Genomic DNA, 15,239 nt, shown 5'->3' with positions numbered 1-15,239 from the left:
AGAATCAATCAAAAGATCTACAACATTAGAAGGAGCGTGGTAGACCCAAAATATGCTCTGCAACGTAGGAGTAGATTAAGTTCGTGGAGATGGGTGCAACTTGATAGAGGCGGGTTTCGCGGAACTTACGCTCAACATCATATTCATTAGCAAAACCAAAGCCACCATGCGTTTGCAGGCAAACGTTTGCCGCTTCCCAAGAAGCTTTTGCAGCCAAGTACTTTGCCATGTTGGACTCTGCACCACAAGCTTGATTGTTATCAAAAAGTTCGCATGCTTTAAAGCGCATCAGGTTAGCGGCCTCGGTCTCAATAAAAGAGTCGGCAATAGGAAACTGGATACCTTGGTTCTTACCGATGGGGCGATCAAATACCACACGGTCATTAGCATAACGACGTGATTTATCTACAAACCAATAGGCATCACCAATGCACTCAGCAGCAATAAGGACGCGCTCAGCATTGAGGCCATCTAAGATGTACTTAAAGCCTTTGCCTTCTTCGCCAATGAGGTTCTCAGCTGGAATCTCTAAGTTATCAAAGAAGACTTCATTGGTTTCATGATTGACCATATTGGCAATCGGCTGAATAGACATACCGTTGCCGATAGCGTCTTTGAGATTAACGATAAAGATCGACATACCCTCTGATTTTTTCTTGACATCTACTAATGGAGTAGTACGCGCGAGCAGAATCATCAAATCAGAATGCTGAATACGGGAGATCCAAACCTTCTGACCATTCACAATGTACTTATCACCTTTTTTGACGGCAGTAGTTTTGAGTTTAGTCGTATCGGTGCCTGTAGTTGGTTCAGTCACCGCCATACTCTGGAGGCGCAATTCACCGGTAGCGATTTTGGGAAGATAGAGTTTCTTCTGCAAGTCGGAGCCATGGCGCAGCAAGGTACCCATGTTGTACATCTGACCATGACAAGAGCCGGCATTACCACCAGAGAAATTAATTTCTTCCATGATCACCGAAGCTTCGGCAAGACCTAAGCCAGAGCCACCGTATTCCTCAGGAATGAGTGCTGCTAACCAACCCGCTTGGGCCATAGCATCTACAAACGCCTCAGGATAGTCACGCTCATGATCAACCTTCTGCCAGTAAGCAGAGTCAAAGCTGCCACAGAGGTCGCGCAAAGCTTCACGCATGTCTTGATATTGATCTGGCTTAGGGATGGGGTGATTCATAGATTAATGAGTGAGTAAATGGAGCAACTAATGTGCAAGACCTATAGTTTAAGCAAGATTTGAGAATAGCGGGCGGTCGAGGATGGGGCATACTGAGCTTATGATTCAGCCCTTTAATACCCTCTTATCCGGAGTCATTGCTTAATGGAGCAAATGCTCAGTCAATTCTTTGACTTCTTTGGGATGCCATCGATTGGCTTGCCAGCGGTATTTATCAGCGCTTTTATCTCCGCAACTTTATTGCCTGTTGGCTCTGAGCCCATACTGTTTGGCTACGTCTCAGTTAATCCCCATTTATATTGGATCGCCATTATGGTTGCCACTATCGGCAATACATTGGGGGGTATGCTTGACTGGTGGCTCGGACTGATTAGCCGCAACAGTTTTGAATCCCTTAAAGGGCCCACTAATGGCAGAATGCAGCGCTGGCTCGAAGAGCGGGGCCCAAAGATGCTCTTGTTATCTTGGTTGCCGGGCTTTGGCGACCCCTTGTGTTTGGCGGCAGGGTGGCTCAGGTTGGCTTGGGCCCCATGCTTAATTTATATGTTTATTGGTAAGTTACTGCGCTATCTCACGATGACCTGGTTATTAACTTTGGTCCCTACCAGCGTTTGGCACCAATTAGGACATTGGTTAGGTCTAATCTAAGCAAAACTTTGAAAGATTAAACAGCGCAGTATTTTTGCTGAATCTCGTCGTTATTCAAGAGATTTTGAGCGGTGTCGTGGAAAACAATTTGACCCTGATCCAAAATATAAGCTCTATCCGAAATCTTCAGTGCTTGCTGAACATTTTGCTCTACGAGGAGAATGGTTAAACCCTGCTGTTTTAGTTTGGCGAACAGTTCAAACATTTCTTCAACTAATACCGGCATGATCCCTTCCGATGGTTCATCTAGCAAGATCACTTTTGGCTTGGCAATCATGGCGCGAGCAATCGCTAGCATCTGCTGTTCTCCACCAGACATCGAAGTACCATCCTGCTGCAATCGCTCCTTCAGGCGAGGGAAGGTTTCTGCGATTTCATCAACTAGAGCACTCATATCGCCGCGACTTTTTTTGGCAATCACACCCAACTCCAAGTTTTCTTTGACAGTTAATCCTGGAACAATACGCCTATCCTCCGGGACATAAGCTAAGCCTAAGTGATAGCGTTCATGTGCCGCAAGATCCAAGAAAGAGGTGCCATCAATAGAGGCTTTACCTTCTCTCTTAGACAGTAGACCCATTAAAGAGCGTAGGGTAGTGGTCTTACCGGCGCCATTACGACCCATTAAAGTAACGATTTCACCGCTATTAACTTCTAAAGAGACGCCTTGCAGAACATGGCTACGGTCGTACCAGGCATTTAAATTTTCTACACGCAACATATATAAACCTTTAACCTTTAACCTTGACCTAGGTACACACGTCGTACCTCTGCATTATTTTGAATTTCTTCTGGCGTGCCTTCAGCTAAAAACTCACCATGATGCAGAACAATGATACGTTTGCATAAGCCCATGATGAGCTTCATCTTGTGTTCAACCAAAATTACTGTTCTTTCATTTGCTAGTGTGCGAATGAGGTCCATCATGACGAGTGTTTCCTCAGGAGACATGCCTGCGGTTGGCTCATCTAGTAAAAGAAGGCTAGGATTGCAAGCGAGGGCCATCGCAATTTCTAAAGCACGTTGTTGACCATGAGCCAAGTCACCCGTTTTTTTATTTCTGAGATGCTCTAAGTTGACGCGACGTAAAAGTTGATCTGCAAGCTCAATGGGCCCCGGATAACTTTGTGCATTACGTAAAAAGTTATAACGCGCCGTTTCCATTTGGGCCGCAACGCGCACATTTTCATGAACGGTGAGCTGCTTAAATACATTAGTAATCTGAAAGCTCTTAGAGATACCGATACGAGCAAACTCATATTGCTCCATACCAGTAATATCTTTACCATTAAATAATATTTGTCCGCTAGAAGGCGGAAAAGCGCCACTCAGTACATTAAAGAAGGTGCTTTTGCCTGCGCCATTCGGTCCAATGATTGCCGTGAGGGAGCCAGGCATAAATGTGGTTGAGACATTCTGCAGCGCTTTAAACTTCCCAAAGCTCTTGCTGATATTACGAGCTTCTAGAATTGGAGTTGGATTTGAGCTACTCATGATTTCGAATCCTGATTGAGATTTAGCTTGCTCAAGATGCTTCCCCAAATTCCTTTAGGGAAGAACAGAACGAAGAACATAAATACCAGTCCAATAATAGCCATCCAATGCTTGGTAAAGGTGGTGACCACATCTTCTAAATAAAGCATAACTGCAGCGCCAATGAATGGCCCAAAGAAAGTGCCCATACCGCCCAAGATACTCATCATGACCGCTTGTCCGGACTGGAGGTAGTGGAGTGAATCAATGGGAACAATTGAAAGGTGTAGAGCGCGCAATGAACCTGCTAAGCCACAGATTGCAGCTGACAACACAAAAACCAATAGTTTGGTGCGGGCGACGTCAAAGCCACAGGCTGCAGCACGTTTTTCATTCTCACGAATCGCCTCCATTACGGCGCCCAGAGGGGAGCTCAAGATTCGGGATATGAGCCACATTGCGATGACTACAAAAAAGAGAATGATGTAATACTTCACTAAGGGATTTAGAAAATCCACCGTGATACCAAGAATGTTGAAGTTATCAACTCGCACTCCTCTTAAGCCATTTTCCCCGCCAGTCAAACTCTCGGCCTTGTAAAAGCAATAAAACACAATTTGACCTAATGCAAGTGTCACCATAGAGAAGTAAATGCCTCTAGTGCGAATGGCTAGAAAGCCCATTAGTAGTCCGCCAATAGCCGCGCCAATGACACCTACCAATATCGCCGAACCCCAAGGCATAGAGTAGTGGACGATCCCAATACCGGTCAGATAGCTACCTATACCAAGGAAGGCTGCATGTCCGAAAGATAGTAGCCCCATGTAGCCGAACAAGAGATTGAATCCCATGGCGAATAAGCCAAAGATCAGGATATTAATAGCAAGCGCTTCATACGGCATGATGAAAGGAAAAACCATCAAGAAGAGGGTGCTTGCTAGCACGCGGTGGCGTGCAATGAACTGGAAAAATGATTTCATAAGTATTCTGGGGATTAACCCATCGCCCCCGCTTTACCAAATAAACCTTGCGGGCGAATTAAGAGCACTACTGCCATCAGAACAAAGATTGAAAGCTCTGCAAGTTCTGGGAAGAATAGGGAGGTCATGCTGTAAACCACACCAACCAATAGACCTGCGACAACCGCGCCGACTGGTGAGCCCATACCGCCCACAACCGTTACAACAAAGGATTCTGCCAAGATCGGAATACCCATTTCTGGGTTAACCGAGCGAGTAGGCGAGGCCAAGATTCCGGAGAGGCCAGCGATCGCGCAGCCCAGTCCGAATACCATTAGCCACACCTTAGCAATATCTACACCAAGTACCTTAACGATCTCTTGATCGGCAGCACCTGCTTTGATGATGAGACCGTAGCGAGTCTTTTGAATAAAAAACCAGACTGCAAAAATGATGACGGCTGTAGCTGCAATTAGGAACAGACGATATTTGGGGAAGAAGCCAATACCAACGTCGAGGGTACCTTTTAGTCCGTCGGGAGTAACGGAGGGCAGACCTTCGATACCAAAAGTGACGCGCATTGCCTCAATGAGTACATAAGATAAGCCGAAGGTGAGGAGCAGTGGGTAGTCGATACCTCGACCGTAAAGGGGGCGTACCAAGAATCGCTCAGTTAATAATCCGAGGGCTCCAGTGGCAAGCGGTGTGAGAATTAAGCTGAACCAAAAGTTACCAGTGACGCCTAAAAAATAGACGCCCATAAATGCGCCAACCATGAAGAAGGCGCCGTGTGCAAAGTTCACTACATTGAGCATGCCAAAAATCAGGCACAAACCCAGCGCTAGAAGGGCGTAGATGCTACCCAGGGCAATTCCTGTGAGTAGCTGCATGCAGAGAAGTTCAAATGTAAGACCGGTCATATATATACTCAGAAAAACTCCCCTTCAGCTATTCGCATCAGGGGAGGTGCTCAGGGCAAATCAGTTGATCTGCCCTGAAATTTCAGATTTAAGCCTTGTGGCCTAGCTCCGCGCAACTACGCATATTCTTCTCAGTAGTCGGTTCAATCGTCAGAATATTAAAGACGTCATACTTGTCCTTCATGTTCTTAGATTTGGATTCCACAATGATGACCGTTTGCACTGCCTGATGATCACACTTGCGATAGTACTCAGGACCTTTATAAAAGTCGTATTTGAGATTCTCTAATGCGGTAATGACTTTATTTGTGTCGGTAGATTTAGCATTCTTCACAGCAGCAAGAACTGTTTTTACTCCGGCGTAACCTAGCGCACCGTAGTCTGATGGTACTGAACCGTTGTACATCTTACGGAATGCATCATTGAAAGTCTTGGCTGTAGGGATGCGGTCCTCGAGACCCCAGTAGTAAGAAGTACCGCCGACGATACCTTCGAATGCTTCTGGTCCACCAGCAAGGCGTGCGGTGTAGAGCAAGACTGGAGTCACAATTTTCATGCTGGACTTCAAGCCAAAGTCGGTACATTGTTTGGCCGCATTCACAAGGTCACGACCAAAGTTACAAAGCACCAAGATGTCGGGATTCAAGGCCTTAATACGCGGCAAGAATGCGGAGTAATCAGATGCGCCCAAGGGATGGCGAATATCAGCCAATGTAGTGGCACCCATTTCCTTGCCTACACGCTCAAAAGCGCGCACCATCTCATGGCCATAAGCATAGTCAGCAGTGAGGAAAACGATCTTCTTGCCGAAACGCGGAATGGAGTAGCGCGCCACTGCACCTGCTGTCATAGTTGGATTAAGCGCTTCGTGGAATGTGTAAATACTCCAGTCTTTTACTTCATTAATCGCATCAGATTGGCTAATGGAATTGAAAAGAACTTTGCGCTCTTTACAAACGGCATTGATAGAAAGCTGAGTTGCAGCTGATAGTGAGCCCACAACAAAATTCACTTTATCTTTTTCAATTAACTCGAGAGTGCGCGTTGCAGCTTCACCTGGATTGAGTTTGTCATCACGAACTAACAGTTCAGCTTTGCGACCATTAAAGCCACCAGCGTCATTAAATTCTTTAATGGCTAATTCGGCTGCTTTTACTTGATCTTGCGCCTCTGCAGAAAATGGCCCAGTTAGCGGTGTCGGAAAACCAATCTTAATTGGTTCAGCCTGGGCGCTGGCTACATTCATCCACAGTGGAGTACTTGCAGCAGCAGCTCCGCCGATCAACATTTTTCTTCTTGTTTGATTCGTTACTTTTTGTTTCATGGTTGTCTCCTCCATTTAAAGCAGTTTGTTAATAGGGCTACTTCGTAATATATAAATCTTAACTGAATGCTTCTAGTGATACTAAAATCTACAACGGCTTTAAGTTAATGCGACTCTGGCACTGCTTTTCCAGCCACCAATAGAGTGCTGATATCGATGGCTGTTTCTGCCATGACGGTATCTGCATTTCTACGCAGGCTTGTGTTATCTCTGCTACCTTTGCTGCCTTGTGCTTGCATATAGCGCCCTAAGTATTGCGCTCTTGCAACAACCTGTTGCCCAAACTCGAGACGCTCCTTGCTGTAGGCTTCCAGTGCTGCAGGAGTTGCCCCTAAGGCCGCGATATGACGTGCAATGACCATTGCCTCATCACCTGCTTTGGTAACTCCCATGCCCACATGAGGTCTACCAACAAAAGCAGCATCCCCCATTAAGGCAATTCTCCCGAAGACAATTTGCTCCGAACGAACGTCATAAATCGTTTGCAAAAAAGGTGAGGGTGTTTTTTCTAAAATTTCTGCATATTGTGGCGCCAGAATATCGCGCGCAACTGTGCGCATTTCGGCAATATGTTTCCATGAGACTTTTAGCGGTGGGATGCCAGTCGGATAATAGTGACCATCCGCATCAGTCAGCAACTTGACTAGCTCATCATCTTCAGATGCAGGGCGATACCAAACAAAGTTATAACGACGCTTGCCAGGTCTAGTGTCATTGCCAGGCCCTGCAACTGGATAGCCCAGCATCTGTTCACCATTAGGCAAGCAAAATCCAAAATAATTAAATAGAGTATCTAGGGTGTAATTTGATAAATTACTCTCATCGCAAACTCCACGCCACGCAATATATCCTGCGTATTCAGGCTGGATATTTGGTGCTACTTGGGATCGGACTGTGGAGCGTATGCCATCTGACGCAATCAGAAGCTCTGCCTGAAAAGCGCTGCCATCTTCACAGCTGACCTGAACGCTATGAGAGTCCTGCGTCACTACTTTGACATTCTTACCCTGTAAATAACGCTCGCTTGGAAAATTCTCTTTTAATAGGTGATATAAGCGACTCCATGAAGTCAAGATTTGCGGGAGCGGCATTTCACCTAGGTTCTTGCCATCAACACCTAAGGTAACCCGCTTTGATACGGCAACCCCTAGACTGTCATCTACTTGAATACCTGCCTCACTTAAAGCATCTGCAAGAGCATCATGGGTCACGATTCCGGCACCTCGACCATCTAAGGAGCCGATTGCTTTTTCTAGCAAGGTGACATCATGCCCTTGGCGCAGCAATATATTGGCTGCAAACAAGCCTCCAAGAGATCCGCCGATGACAAGTATTTTGGCCATCTTTACTTATGCAGCCTTGGCATCTAGTGCCGCCTTTTCTGCAGCAGGGTAGTTGAGTTCAACCACAATGCCATTAGGATCATCCATAAAGACTTGGTGTAATTTAATTGCGGGCACGGTGCGCTGTCTGCAAGGTACGCCCAACTTCTCCAGCAGCGCCAGTTTGGCTTCTAATCCCGTGGCAAAGAAGGCGATGTGATCTACTGCCCCAGAGCCATAGAGTGAGCTAGGATCTCGCTCCCCAAGATATTGTTTCAAACCATTCGGATTGTTTTTATCAATCGCAATAAGATGCACAACTGCGTTAGCCCAATCGTTTGGATCGCCGTTGTATAGCCAGACGCCCGGAAAAGGAAAATCGGGACGAGGTCCCACTGTGAATCCGAAGACATCGCAGTAAAACTTGGTAGTTTGTTCAATCTCTAGACTGCGAATGGAGAAGTGATTTAAGCTTAAGTTGGTCATTTTATTTTTTGCCGGTATTGAATAAAGTTTTTGCTGAAGTGAGGTAAGAGCTAATACGATCTTGAATAATTTCTTGTTCGGTATGGGGGTTACCGGAGTCGTAAATGGCTTGCCCATAAATCCAACGTCGCATACCAATATAAAAGATACCGCCATGCAAGCCCATTAAAAACTCTAATTCTCGCTGCGAAGGCTTGCTACGCGAGCTACGACCACAGTGTTTACGGGTCTCTCGGATCAGGCGCGGCAATAGTCGATCGCGCAATAATTCAAAGAATCGGTCACTGATGGAGTGATCGCTTAGGCCTGAGAAAATTAAAATACGTACAAAATCGTAGGTCAGTACGGTGTTTGAGTAGTCGATGTAGAAGGCATTGAATTTTTCTTCTGGAGAAAGATTCTTGTCATCGAGCAGGTGCTCCCACTCCGGCTTCCAACGTGATTCGAAGACATCCTCATAGACTGCTTTAATTAGAGCGTCCTTGGTGGGGAAGTAGTGATATAGCAGGGTGTGGGTAACACCCAATCCCTTTGTTAAGTTCCTGAGTTGCCCATCAATTCCATGCTTTGCAAAGTACTGAATTGCACGATCCAGAATCTGACGCTTACGATCTACAGTACTCATTCTGCGACGTGCAGGCGTACTAGATGAAGCTACTTCTGTAGTGATACTGCCTCTAGCACTGCTGTCTCGATCGAAACTCATTGTCATCAGGGTTTATCCGAATTTGGGCTTATTGACCAAAAGTTAAATAATGGTACATTGTTGAGCAATTGGTAGATAAGACTCTATTCGTACAAACCCCGAGGAGATGTAATGGAATTAAATGGCGAGCAGCTCATTGCAGCCCCAATCCCAGATGTGTGGAAGGGCTTGAATGATATTGATGTGCTGGCAAAGTCCATTCCAGGTTGCGAGGAAATCAGTCGTGTCTCTCCAGAGGAGATTCATGCCAAGGTGATGTTCAAAATTGGGCCTGTCAGAGCCAGATTTTCAGGAAAGCTATTTTTAAGTGATGTCATTCCAGATCAGTCCTGCTCTATGGCCTTTGAGGGCTCGGGTGGTGCTGCGGGATTTGCAAAAGGTCGTTCACGGGTTGAGTTGAAGTCTGCCGAGGGCGGGACACTGGTTTCCTATACGACTGAGGCCTCTATTGGCGGCAAGCTGGGGCAAATTGGTGGGCGACTCATTAGCGCCTCTGCTAAAAAGATCGCGGATGATTTTTTCCAGCGATTTGCTAAAGAGTTGGGTGGTGAAATAACGCCGGTGGAATCAGACCCGCAAGCTGAATAATGCGAGGCGATGTCAATATAAAAGTAGTGAAGGAGACACAATGAAAGCAGCAGCATTTGATTATGCAAAACCGAAGGCTCTCAGCGATGCCTTGGCTATGTTGGCCGAAGCGGGTGAAGACGCGCAATTGATTGCAGGCGGACAGACGCTATTAGCTACCTTGAACCTGCGTCTTTCTGAACCCAGCATACTGATTGACATCACAAATTTAGACGAATTAAAAGGCATTTCAGTTAGCGGAGACCAATTACGTATTGGGGCATTAGTAACCCATACTGAGATTGAAGACTCCAAGCTGATTGCCCAGCATGCACCACTTCTCAAAGCTGCGGCCCCGCATATCGCACATAGAGCGATCCGCAATTTAGGAACTTGGGGTGGCTCTTTGGCCTATGGAGATCCTGCGGCTGAATGGCCTGCCTGTAGCCTGGCACTGAATGCGACCATGCTAATCGGCGGCCCTGATGGAGAGCGTCGAATTTCAGCGCAAGACTTTTTCATTGATCTTTACACCACCTCTCTAGAGCCCAATGAAATTCTGATAGCAACGGAAATTCCTATCGCGAGCAGTAATCAGGTGTTTTATTTCCATGAGCTAGCTCGTCGACACGGTGATTATGCGATTGCGGGACTAGCTTTAGTTGCCAATAAGGCAGGTAATGTCCTGAGTGATTGCACTATCACATTCTTCTCTGTTTGCGCTACACCGATCATGGCGAAGAAGGCTCAAGCCTTGGTGGATGGTAAGCCACTTAATGACGAATTAATCGCAAATGCAGTTGCTGCCGCAAGGCAAGAGATTGAGTCGATCGCAGATATTACTAACAGTGCCCAAACTAAGCAACACCTGATTGGTGTTTTATTGGAGCGTGGCTTAAAGCACTTAATTGCTTAAGTAATCAATATATCAAAAGATAAATTTAGTTCGGAGATTCCAATGAGCTTAAAGAAAAAAATTACTATGACCGTCAATGGTTTGACAGTCAATGCGGAAATTGAGCCACGTCGGCATTTGGTGGATTTTTTGCGAGAAGATCTTCATCTCAAGGGTCCACACCTTGGTTGTGAGCAGGGGGCTTGTGGCGCCTGTACCGTGAAGGTGGATGGCAAAATTATTCGTGGCTGTTTATATCTGGCCGTACAAGCTGATGGATGTGTAGTGGAAACAATCGAGGGTTTGACCAAGAGCGGGGCATTAGCAGATCTACAAGAAGCCTTCATGCGTCATAACGCAATGCAATGCGGTTTCTGCTCTTCTGGGATGTTGCTTGCTGCAGCTGAATTAGTAGAAAAACAGCCTCAATCTACCCGTGAAGAAGTGCGTGAATGGATTTCTGGAAACTACTGCCGATGCACAGGCTACCATTCCATAGTAGACGCCATCATGGCCGTGCTTGAAGCTCGTGCCAAAGGTGAAAAAATTAAACCTGTTGTTGCTCTCGCTTAAGAAGACTGGGAAAACTGATTATGAATAAGCCAGTAGATCTCAAAGGATTGGTACTTGATCCGGTAACCAATGACCAACGCTATATCGGTAGCAGCGAACCTCGACATAGCGCGCGCCGTCTTATCGAAGGTCAGGGTACTTATGTCGATGATATTCAGCTACCTCGGATGGGTCATGTCGTTTATTGGCGTTCGCCAGTAGCGCATATGAAAATTGGAAAGATTCACACTGAACAAGCTAGCAAGATGCCAGGTGTTCTGGCTATTGTCGATGGCATGAAAATGGCCGAGCTGTGTAAGCCATGGGTTGCCACCCTAGGCCACCTTGCGGGTATGAAATCCGCTCCTCAATATGCATTAGCAATTGATAGGGCCTGCTGGCAAGGCGAGCCTGTAGTTGCGGTAGTTGCTGAGACACGCGCACAGGCAGAAGATGCTTTGCAGTTCGTTGATGTTGAGTGGGAAGAGCTGCCCGCAGTAGTTTCAATGGAGACGGCATTAGACGCAGATACTCCGGTAATTCATCCTGAGCTGGGCGACAACCTTTGCTTTACCCGTACTTTGGATGTTGGTCAGGTAGATGAAGTATTTGCAACCGCAGATATTGTGGCTGAAGCTATTTTTGGATTTGGTCGACATACAGGCGTTACTTTAGAGCCTCGCTGCCAAATTGCTGACTACAATCCCGGCGATCGTCGCCTCACGGTATATCACTCACAACAAGCGCCACACATGATGCAAGATTTATATTGCCGTCAGTTTGGCCTGTCTGAGTCTGATGTCCACGTCATTTGTAAAGACGTAGGCGGATCCTTTGGTATTAAGGTGCATGCGTATCCCGATGATTTTGCAACCGTGGGTTTAGCGATGATGTTGGAGCGCCCAGTTAAATTTGTTGCGGATCGACTTGAATCATTTACGAGTGATATTCATGCGCGTGAGCATCGGATTAAAGGACGTATTGCAGCCAATAAAGAGGGTGATATCTTGGCTTTCGAGATCGACGATCTCACGGCGATTGGCCCTTACTCCATGTTCCCAAGAACCAGTGCGATCGAGGGTAATCAGGTGGTCAACTTGGTTGGTGGACCATACAAGCATCAAAACTACCGCGCCAAACTCAATGTGGTGTTTCAGAATAAAACGCCTACCTGCCAATATCGCGGCGTAGGTCACCCAATTGCCTGTGCTGTGACTGAGGGCTTGGTTGATTTAGCAGCTCAAAAGTTAAAGATGGATCCTTTAGAGTTCCGTAAGCGCAATGTGATTCCTGATGATGCATACCCTTGCTCGGGAATTTCTGGTATCAAGCTAGAAGTGTTATCGCATGAGCAATGTTTGCGAACCATCGAAAAGATGATGGACTATTCTGCTTTGCGTAAAGAGCAAGCTGAGTTGCGTAAAAAAGGTATCTATCGTGGAATTGGTTTTGCCACATTAATCGAATTAACTAACCCAAGTCCGGCGTTCTATGGTGTAGGTGGTGCACGCATTGCATCTCAGGATGGCGCCTCTGCGCGCCTAGATCCAAGCGGCGTTGTATCGATATTGATCGGTGTTGGTGAGCAAGGCCAAGGTACTGAAGGTATTTATGCGCAAATTGCTGCTGATGCTGTCGGCCTTTCCATTAAAAATGTGCGCATCATTACAGGCGATACCGATGTAACTCCTTATGGCGGCGGTACCTGGGCTTCACGTGGCGCTGGAGTGGGTGGTGAGGCGGTCTTATTGGCTTGCCAGGCACTGCAAGAAAATATCTTGAAACTTGCTGGTGCAATCCTCAATAGATCATCTGAAGAGTTGTCCGTTCGTCGTGGTCACGTGTTAGATAAAGCTACCGGTGAGCAACTTCTGCCGTTTAGTGAGATTGGACGCATAGGTTATTTCCGTACAGATACGTTGCCTGTGGGATTCTCAGCTGATCTGATGGTCACACGTCATTACACCCAAAAAGAGTACCCATTTATTTTTACCAATGGCGTTCAGGCTTCTTATGTTGAAGTCGATCCGGATACTGGCTTTGTAAAGCTCCTAAAACATTGGGCGGTTGAGGATTGTGGTCGGGTATTGAATCCCATGTTGGTGGATGAGCAAGTTCGCGGAGCCATTGTTCAGGGTATCGGCGGCGTGCTTTTCGAAGAGTGCATCTATGATGAAAGCGGCCTGCTGCGCAATGGCAGTATGGCCGATTATTTAGTGCCAATGGCCAATGAAATGCCGGATATTGAAGTGGCTCACGTAGAGACTCCAACCCAGTCATCTAAGCTGGGCGCAAAAGGTGCCGGTGAGGCGGGCACTGCTGGAGCGCCTGGAGCGGTCCAGAATGCAATTAACGATGCACTAGCGCCATTTAATACGGCAGTATTTGACCAGCCCATCACTTGTGAAAAGATTCTCAAGGCCCTTGGAAAAGTCTAATTTAGAGCTCGGCTAAATGAGGTGCATTCCCCGCATCAAAGGGGCGATTGCATCCTGTAATATCCAGCTTTGACCATAAGCAAATCCCCTTCTTGGGGATTTGCAATTAATTTGATATTGCGAATAAAAATATGTCCCATTTAAAAGGTAAAACAGCTCTTGTGACCGGCTCGACTAGTGGCATTGGTTTGGCAATGGCTATCGGCTTGGCAAAGCAGGGTGTCAATATTATGGTGAATGGCTTTGGTGAAAAAGATGCCGCGATTGCCGCTATTAAAGCTTGTGGTGTTGAAGTGGAATATCACGGTGCTGATATGAGTAAGCCTGTTGAGATTGAGGATCTCATCAAGCAAACTGAAAAACGCTTTGGTTCGCTAGATATATTAGTAAACAACGCAGGCATTCAGCACACAGCAAATCTTGAAGACTTCCCAGAAGATAAGTGGGAGTCGATTATTGCCATCAACTTAAGCTCAGCCTTTTATACCTCCCACCATGCCTTGCCAGGAATGAAGAAGCGCAACTGGGGTCGCATTATTAACATTGCCTCCGTTCACGGCTTAGTTGGCTCTGTTCAAAAATCAGCTTATGTCGCTGCAAAACATGGCATCGTTGGCCTAACCAAAGTGACCGCTCTTGAGAATGCCAAAACAGGAATTACTTGCAATGCGATTTGCCCAGGTTGGGTTTTAACTCCCTTGGTACAAAAGCAAGTAGATGCACGAGCAGAGCGCGAAGGGATTTCCAATGAAGAGGCCAAAAAAGCCTTGGTTTCTGAGAAACAGCCCTCCGGTGAATTCGTGGCCCCAGAACAATTAGCTGCATTAGCCGTTTTCCTTTGTAGCCTAGACGCTTCTGAGGTACGCGGAGCGGCCTGGAATATGGATGGTGGCTGGACGGCTCAGTAACGTTTAAATGGGTCACGAGCCCTCCTTTAGTGCTTTGTACCCAACAAATCCGTCATAATCGTCTATAGTTAGGGCGGTTGTGGCCGTTGTGGCCACTGATTATTACGTTTTACAATGTAGCGAACTTGGATTTTGCAAGTAAGAATTTTGCCTAATCCTGCTTGATATATTTACCTTTTTTAGGAAGCTCTCATGTCATCTATCTTTACCTCATTAGGCCGCACTGTTTTAGCCGGCTTTGTGTTACTAGCATTGATCGTCCTTGCCATGGGCGCAAACTTCGGTTCGATTGAGTTGTCATTCTTATTCCGTTGGATTCACGTGATGGTTGGCGTGATGTGGATAGGCTTACTTTGGTATTTCAATTTTGTACAGATTCCATCGATGGCAAAGATTCCGGATGAGCAAAAGCCGGCAATTGGAAAAGTTATCGCTCCAACAGCGCTCTTTTGGTTCCGTTGGGCTGCCTTAGCGACTGTACTTAGTGGTTTAGTTTTATCCATAGTGAATGGATATGCGCACCAAGCATTCACTTTGCAGGCGCCTTTCCGCGCAATTGGTTTAGGCATGTGGATTGCCTTGATCATGGCGTTTAACGTTTGGTTCATTATTTGGCCAAATCAAAAACGTGCTCTTGGCATTGTTGCGGTTGAGCCAGATGTCAAAGCAAAGTCTGCACGCATTGCGATGTTGACTTCCCGCTTTAATACGATGCTCTCTATCCCAATGTTATTTTTGATGAGTGCCCAGTCACACAATACAACGTGGTTTGTGATTGCCTCATAAGGTAATCAGTCTTAGTTCATGCAAAAGGCCCGCTGAGCGGGCCTTTTTCTTTGGTGTAGA

Annotated in this window: 16 protein-coding genes; 7 read left to right on the top strand and 9 right to left on the bottom strand. The window is 46.4% G+C overall.

The window, feature by feature from the left end; translation table 11 throughout:
- Positions 1-25: 25 nt before the first annotated feature.
- Complete coding sequence (locus tag C2758_RS06535) at positions 26-1,195, bottom strand: acyl-CoA dehydrogenase family protein (protein ID WP_215327467.1); 1,170 nt, start codon at positions 1,193-1,195, stop codon at positions 26-28.
- 144 nt (positions 1,196-1,339) lie between these two features.
- Here C2758_RS06535 and C2758_RS06530 point away from each other — a divergent pair, with 144 nt between their 5' ends.
- Positions 1,340-1,843, top strand: a complete 504-nt coding sequence (locus C2758_RS06530) for a YqaA family protein (RefSeq protein ID WP_215327466.1) — start codon at positions 1,340-1,342, stop codon at positions 1,841-1,843.
- A gap of 16 nt (positions 1,844-1,859) precedes the next feature.
- Here the strand turns inward: C2758_RS06530 and C2758_RS06525 are convergent, their stop codons facing one another.
- The 8 genes from C2758_RS06525 to C2758_RS06490 form a co-directional block, all read right to left on the bottom strand.
- Complete coding sequence (locus C2758_RS06525) at positions 1,860-2,564, bottom strand: ABC transporter ATP-binding protein (RefSeq protein WP_215327465.1); 705 nt, start codon at positions 2,562-2,564, stop codon at positions 1,860-1,862.
- Between the two features lie 17 nt (positions 2,565-2,581).
- Positions 2,582-3,337 (bottom strand): ABC transporter ATP-binding protein, encoded by a 756-nt coding sequence (locus C2758_RS06520; RefSeq protein ID WP_215327464.1) that lies wholly within the window; start codon positions 3,335-3,337, stop codon positions 2,582-2,584.
- Entirely contained in the window at positions 3,334-4,296 is a 963-nt protein-coding gene (locus tag C2758_RS06515) for a branched-chain amino acid ABC transporter permease (protein WP_215327463.1), read from the bottom strand. Before C2758_RS06515 ends, C2758_RS06520 begins: the two co-directional genes overlap by 4 nt.
- 14 nt (positions 4,297-4,310) lie before the next feature.
- Positions 4,311-5,165: a branched-chain amino acid ABC transporter permease gene (locus C2758_RS06510; protein WP_251369155.1), complete on the bottom strand. Its 855-nt coding sequence runs from the start codon at positions 5,163-5,165 to the stop codon at positions 4,311-4,313.
- Positions 5,166-5,283: 118 nt separating this feature from the next.
- Complete coding sequence (locus C2758_RS06505; RefSeq protein ID WP_251369154.1) at positions 5,284-6,519, bottom strand: ABC transporter substrate-binding protein; 1,236 nt, start codon at positions 6,517-6,519, stop codon at positions 5,284-5,286.
- A 104-nt stretch (positions 6,520-6,623) separates the two neighbouring features.
- On the bottom strand, positions 6,624-7,862 hold the full coding sequence (locus C2758_RS06500; RefSeq protein ID WP_215327461.1) for an FAD binding domain-containing protein: 1,239 nt from the start codon (positions 7,860-7,862) through the stop codon (positions 6,624-6,626).
- Between the two features lie 6 nt (positions 7,863-7,868).
- Positions 7,869-8,327 carry a VOC family protein gene (locus C2758_RS06495; protein WP_215327460.1) on the bottom strand — a complete coding sequence of 153 codons (459 nt, stop codon included), beginning with the start codon at positions 8,325-8,327 and terminating at the stop codon, positions 7,869-7,871.
- Position 8,328: 1 nt separating this feature from the next.
- Positions 8,329-9,039 carry a TetR/AcrR family transcriptional regulator gene (locus tag C2758_RS06490; RefSeq protein ID WP_251369153.1) on the bottom strand — a complete coding sequence of 237 codons (711 nt, stop codon included), beginning with the start codon at positions 9,037-9,039 and terminating at the stop codon, positions 8,329-8,331.
- 105 nt (positions 9,040-9,144) lie between these two features.
- Between C2758_RS06490 and C2758_RS06485 the strand changes: the two genes are divergently transcribed.
- From C2758_RS06485 to C2758_RS06460, 6 genes are all read left to right on the top strand, one after another.
- Positions 9,145-9,621, top strand: coding sequence for a CoxG family protein (locus C2758_RS06485; protein WP_215327459.1), 477 nt, complete (start codon positions 9,145-9,147; stop codon positions 9,619-9,621).
- 40 nt (positions 9,622-9,661) lie between these two features.
- Positions 9,662-10,516 carry a xanthine dehydrogenase family protein subunit M gene (locus tag C2758_RS06480; RefSeq protein ID WP_215327458.1) on the top strand — a complete coding sequence of 285 codons (855 nt, stop codon included), beginning with the start codon at positions 9,662-9,664 and terminating at the stop codon, positions 10,514-10,516.
- 42 nt (positions 10,517-10,558) lie between these two features.
- Positions 10,559-11,068 (top strand): (2Fe-2S)-binding protein, encoded by a 510-nt coding sequence (locus C2758_RS06475; RefSeq protein ID WP_215327457.1) that lies wholly within the window; start codon positions 10,559-10,561, stop codon positions 11,066-11,068.
- Positions 11,069-11,088: 20 nt separating this feature from the next.
- Positions 11,089-13,485 carry a xanthine dehydrogenase family protein molybdopterin-binding subunit gene (locus C2758_RS06470; protein WP_215327456.1) on the top strand — a complete coding sequence of 799 codons (2,397 nt, stop codon included), beginning with the start codon at positions 11,089-11,091 and terminating at the stop codon, positions 13,483-13,485.
- Between the two features lie 131 nt (positions 13,486-13,616).
- A complete protein-coding gene (locus tag C2758_RS06465) occupies positions 13,617-14,393 on the top strand; it encodes a 3-hydroxybutyrate dehydrogenase (protein WP_215327455.1) in 777 nt (258 codons plus the stop codon).
- A 192-nt stretch (positions 14,394-14,585) separates the two neighbouring features.
- Positions 14,586-15,179, top strand: a complete 594-nt coding sequence (locus C2758_RS06460; protein WP_215327454.1) for a urate hydroxylase PuuD — start codon at positions 14,586-14,588, stop codon at positions 15,177-15,179.
- The last annotated feature ends 60 nt before the right edge of the window (positions 15,180-15,239 follow it).

Source organism: Polynucleobacter sp. AP-Sving-400A-A2 (assembly GCF_018688155.1).
In the GTDB taxonomy this organism is placed as follows: Bacteria; Pseudomonadota; Gammaproteobacteria; order Burkholderiales; family Burkholderiaceae; genus Polynucleobacter.
This window is presented reverse-complemented; position numbering and strand designations above follow the sequence as displayed.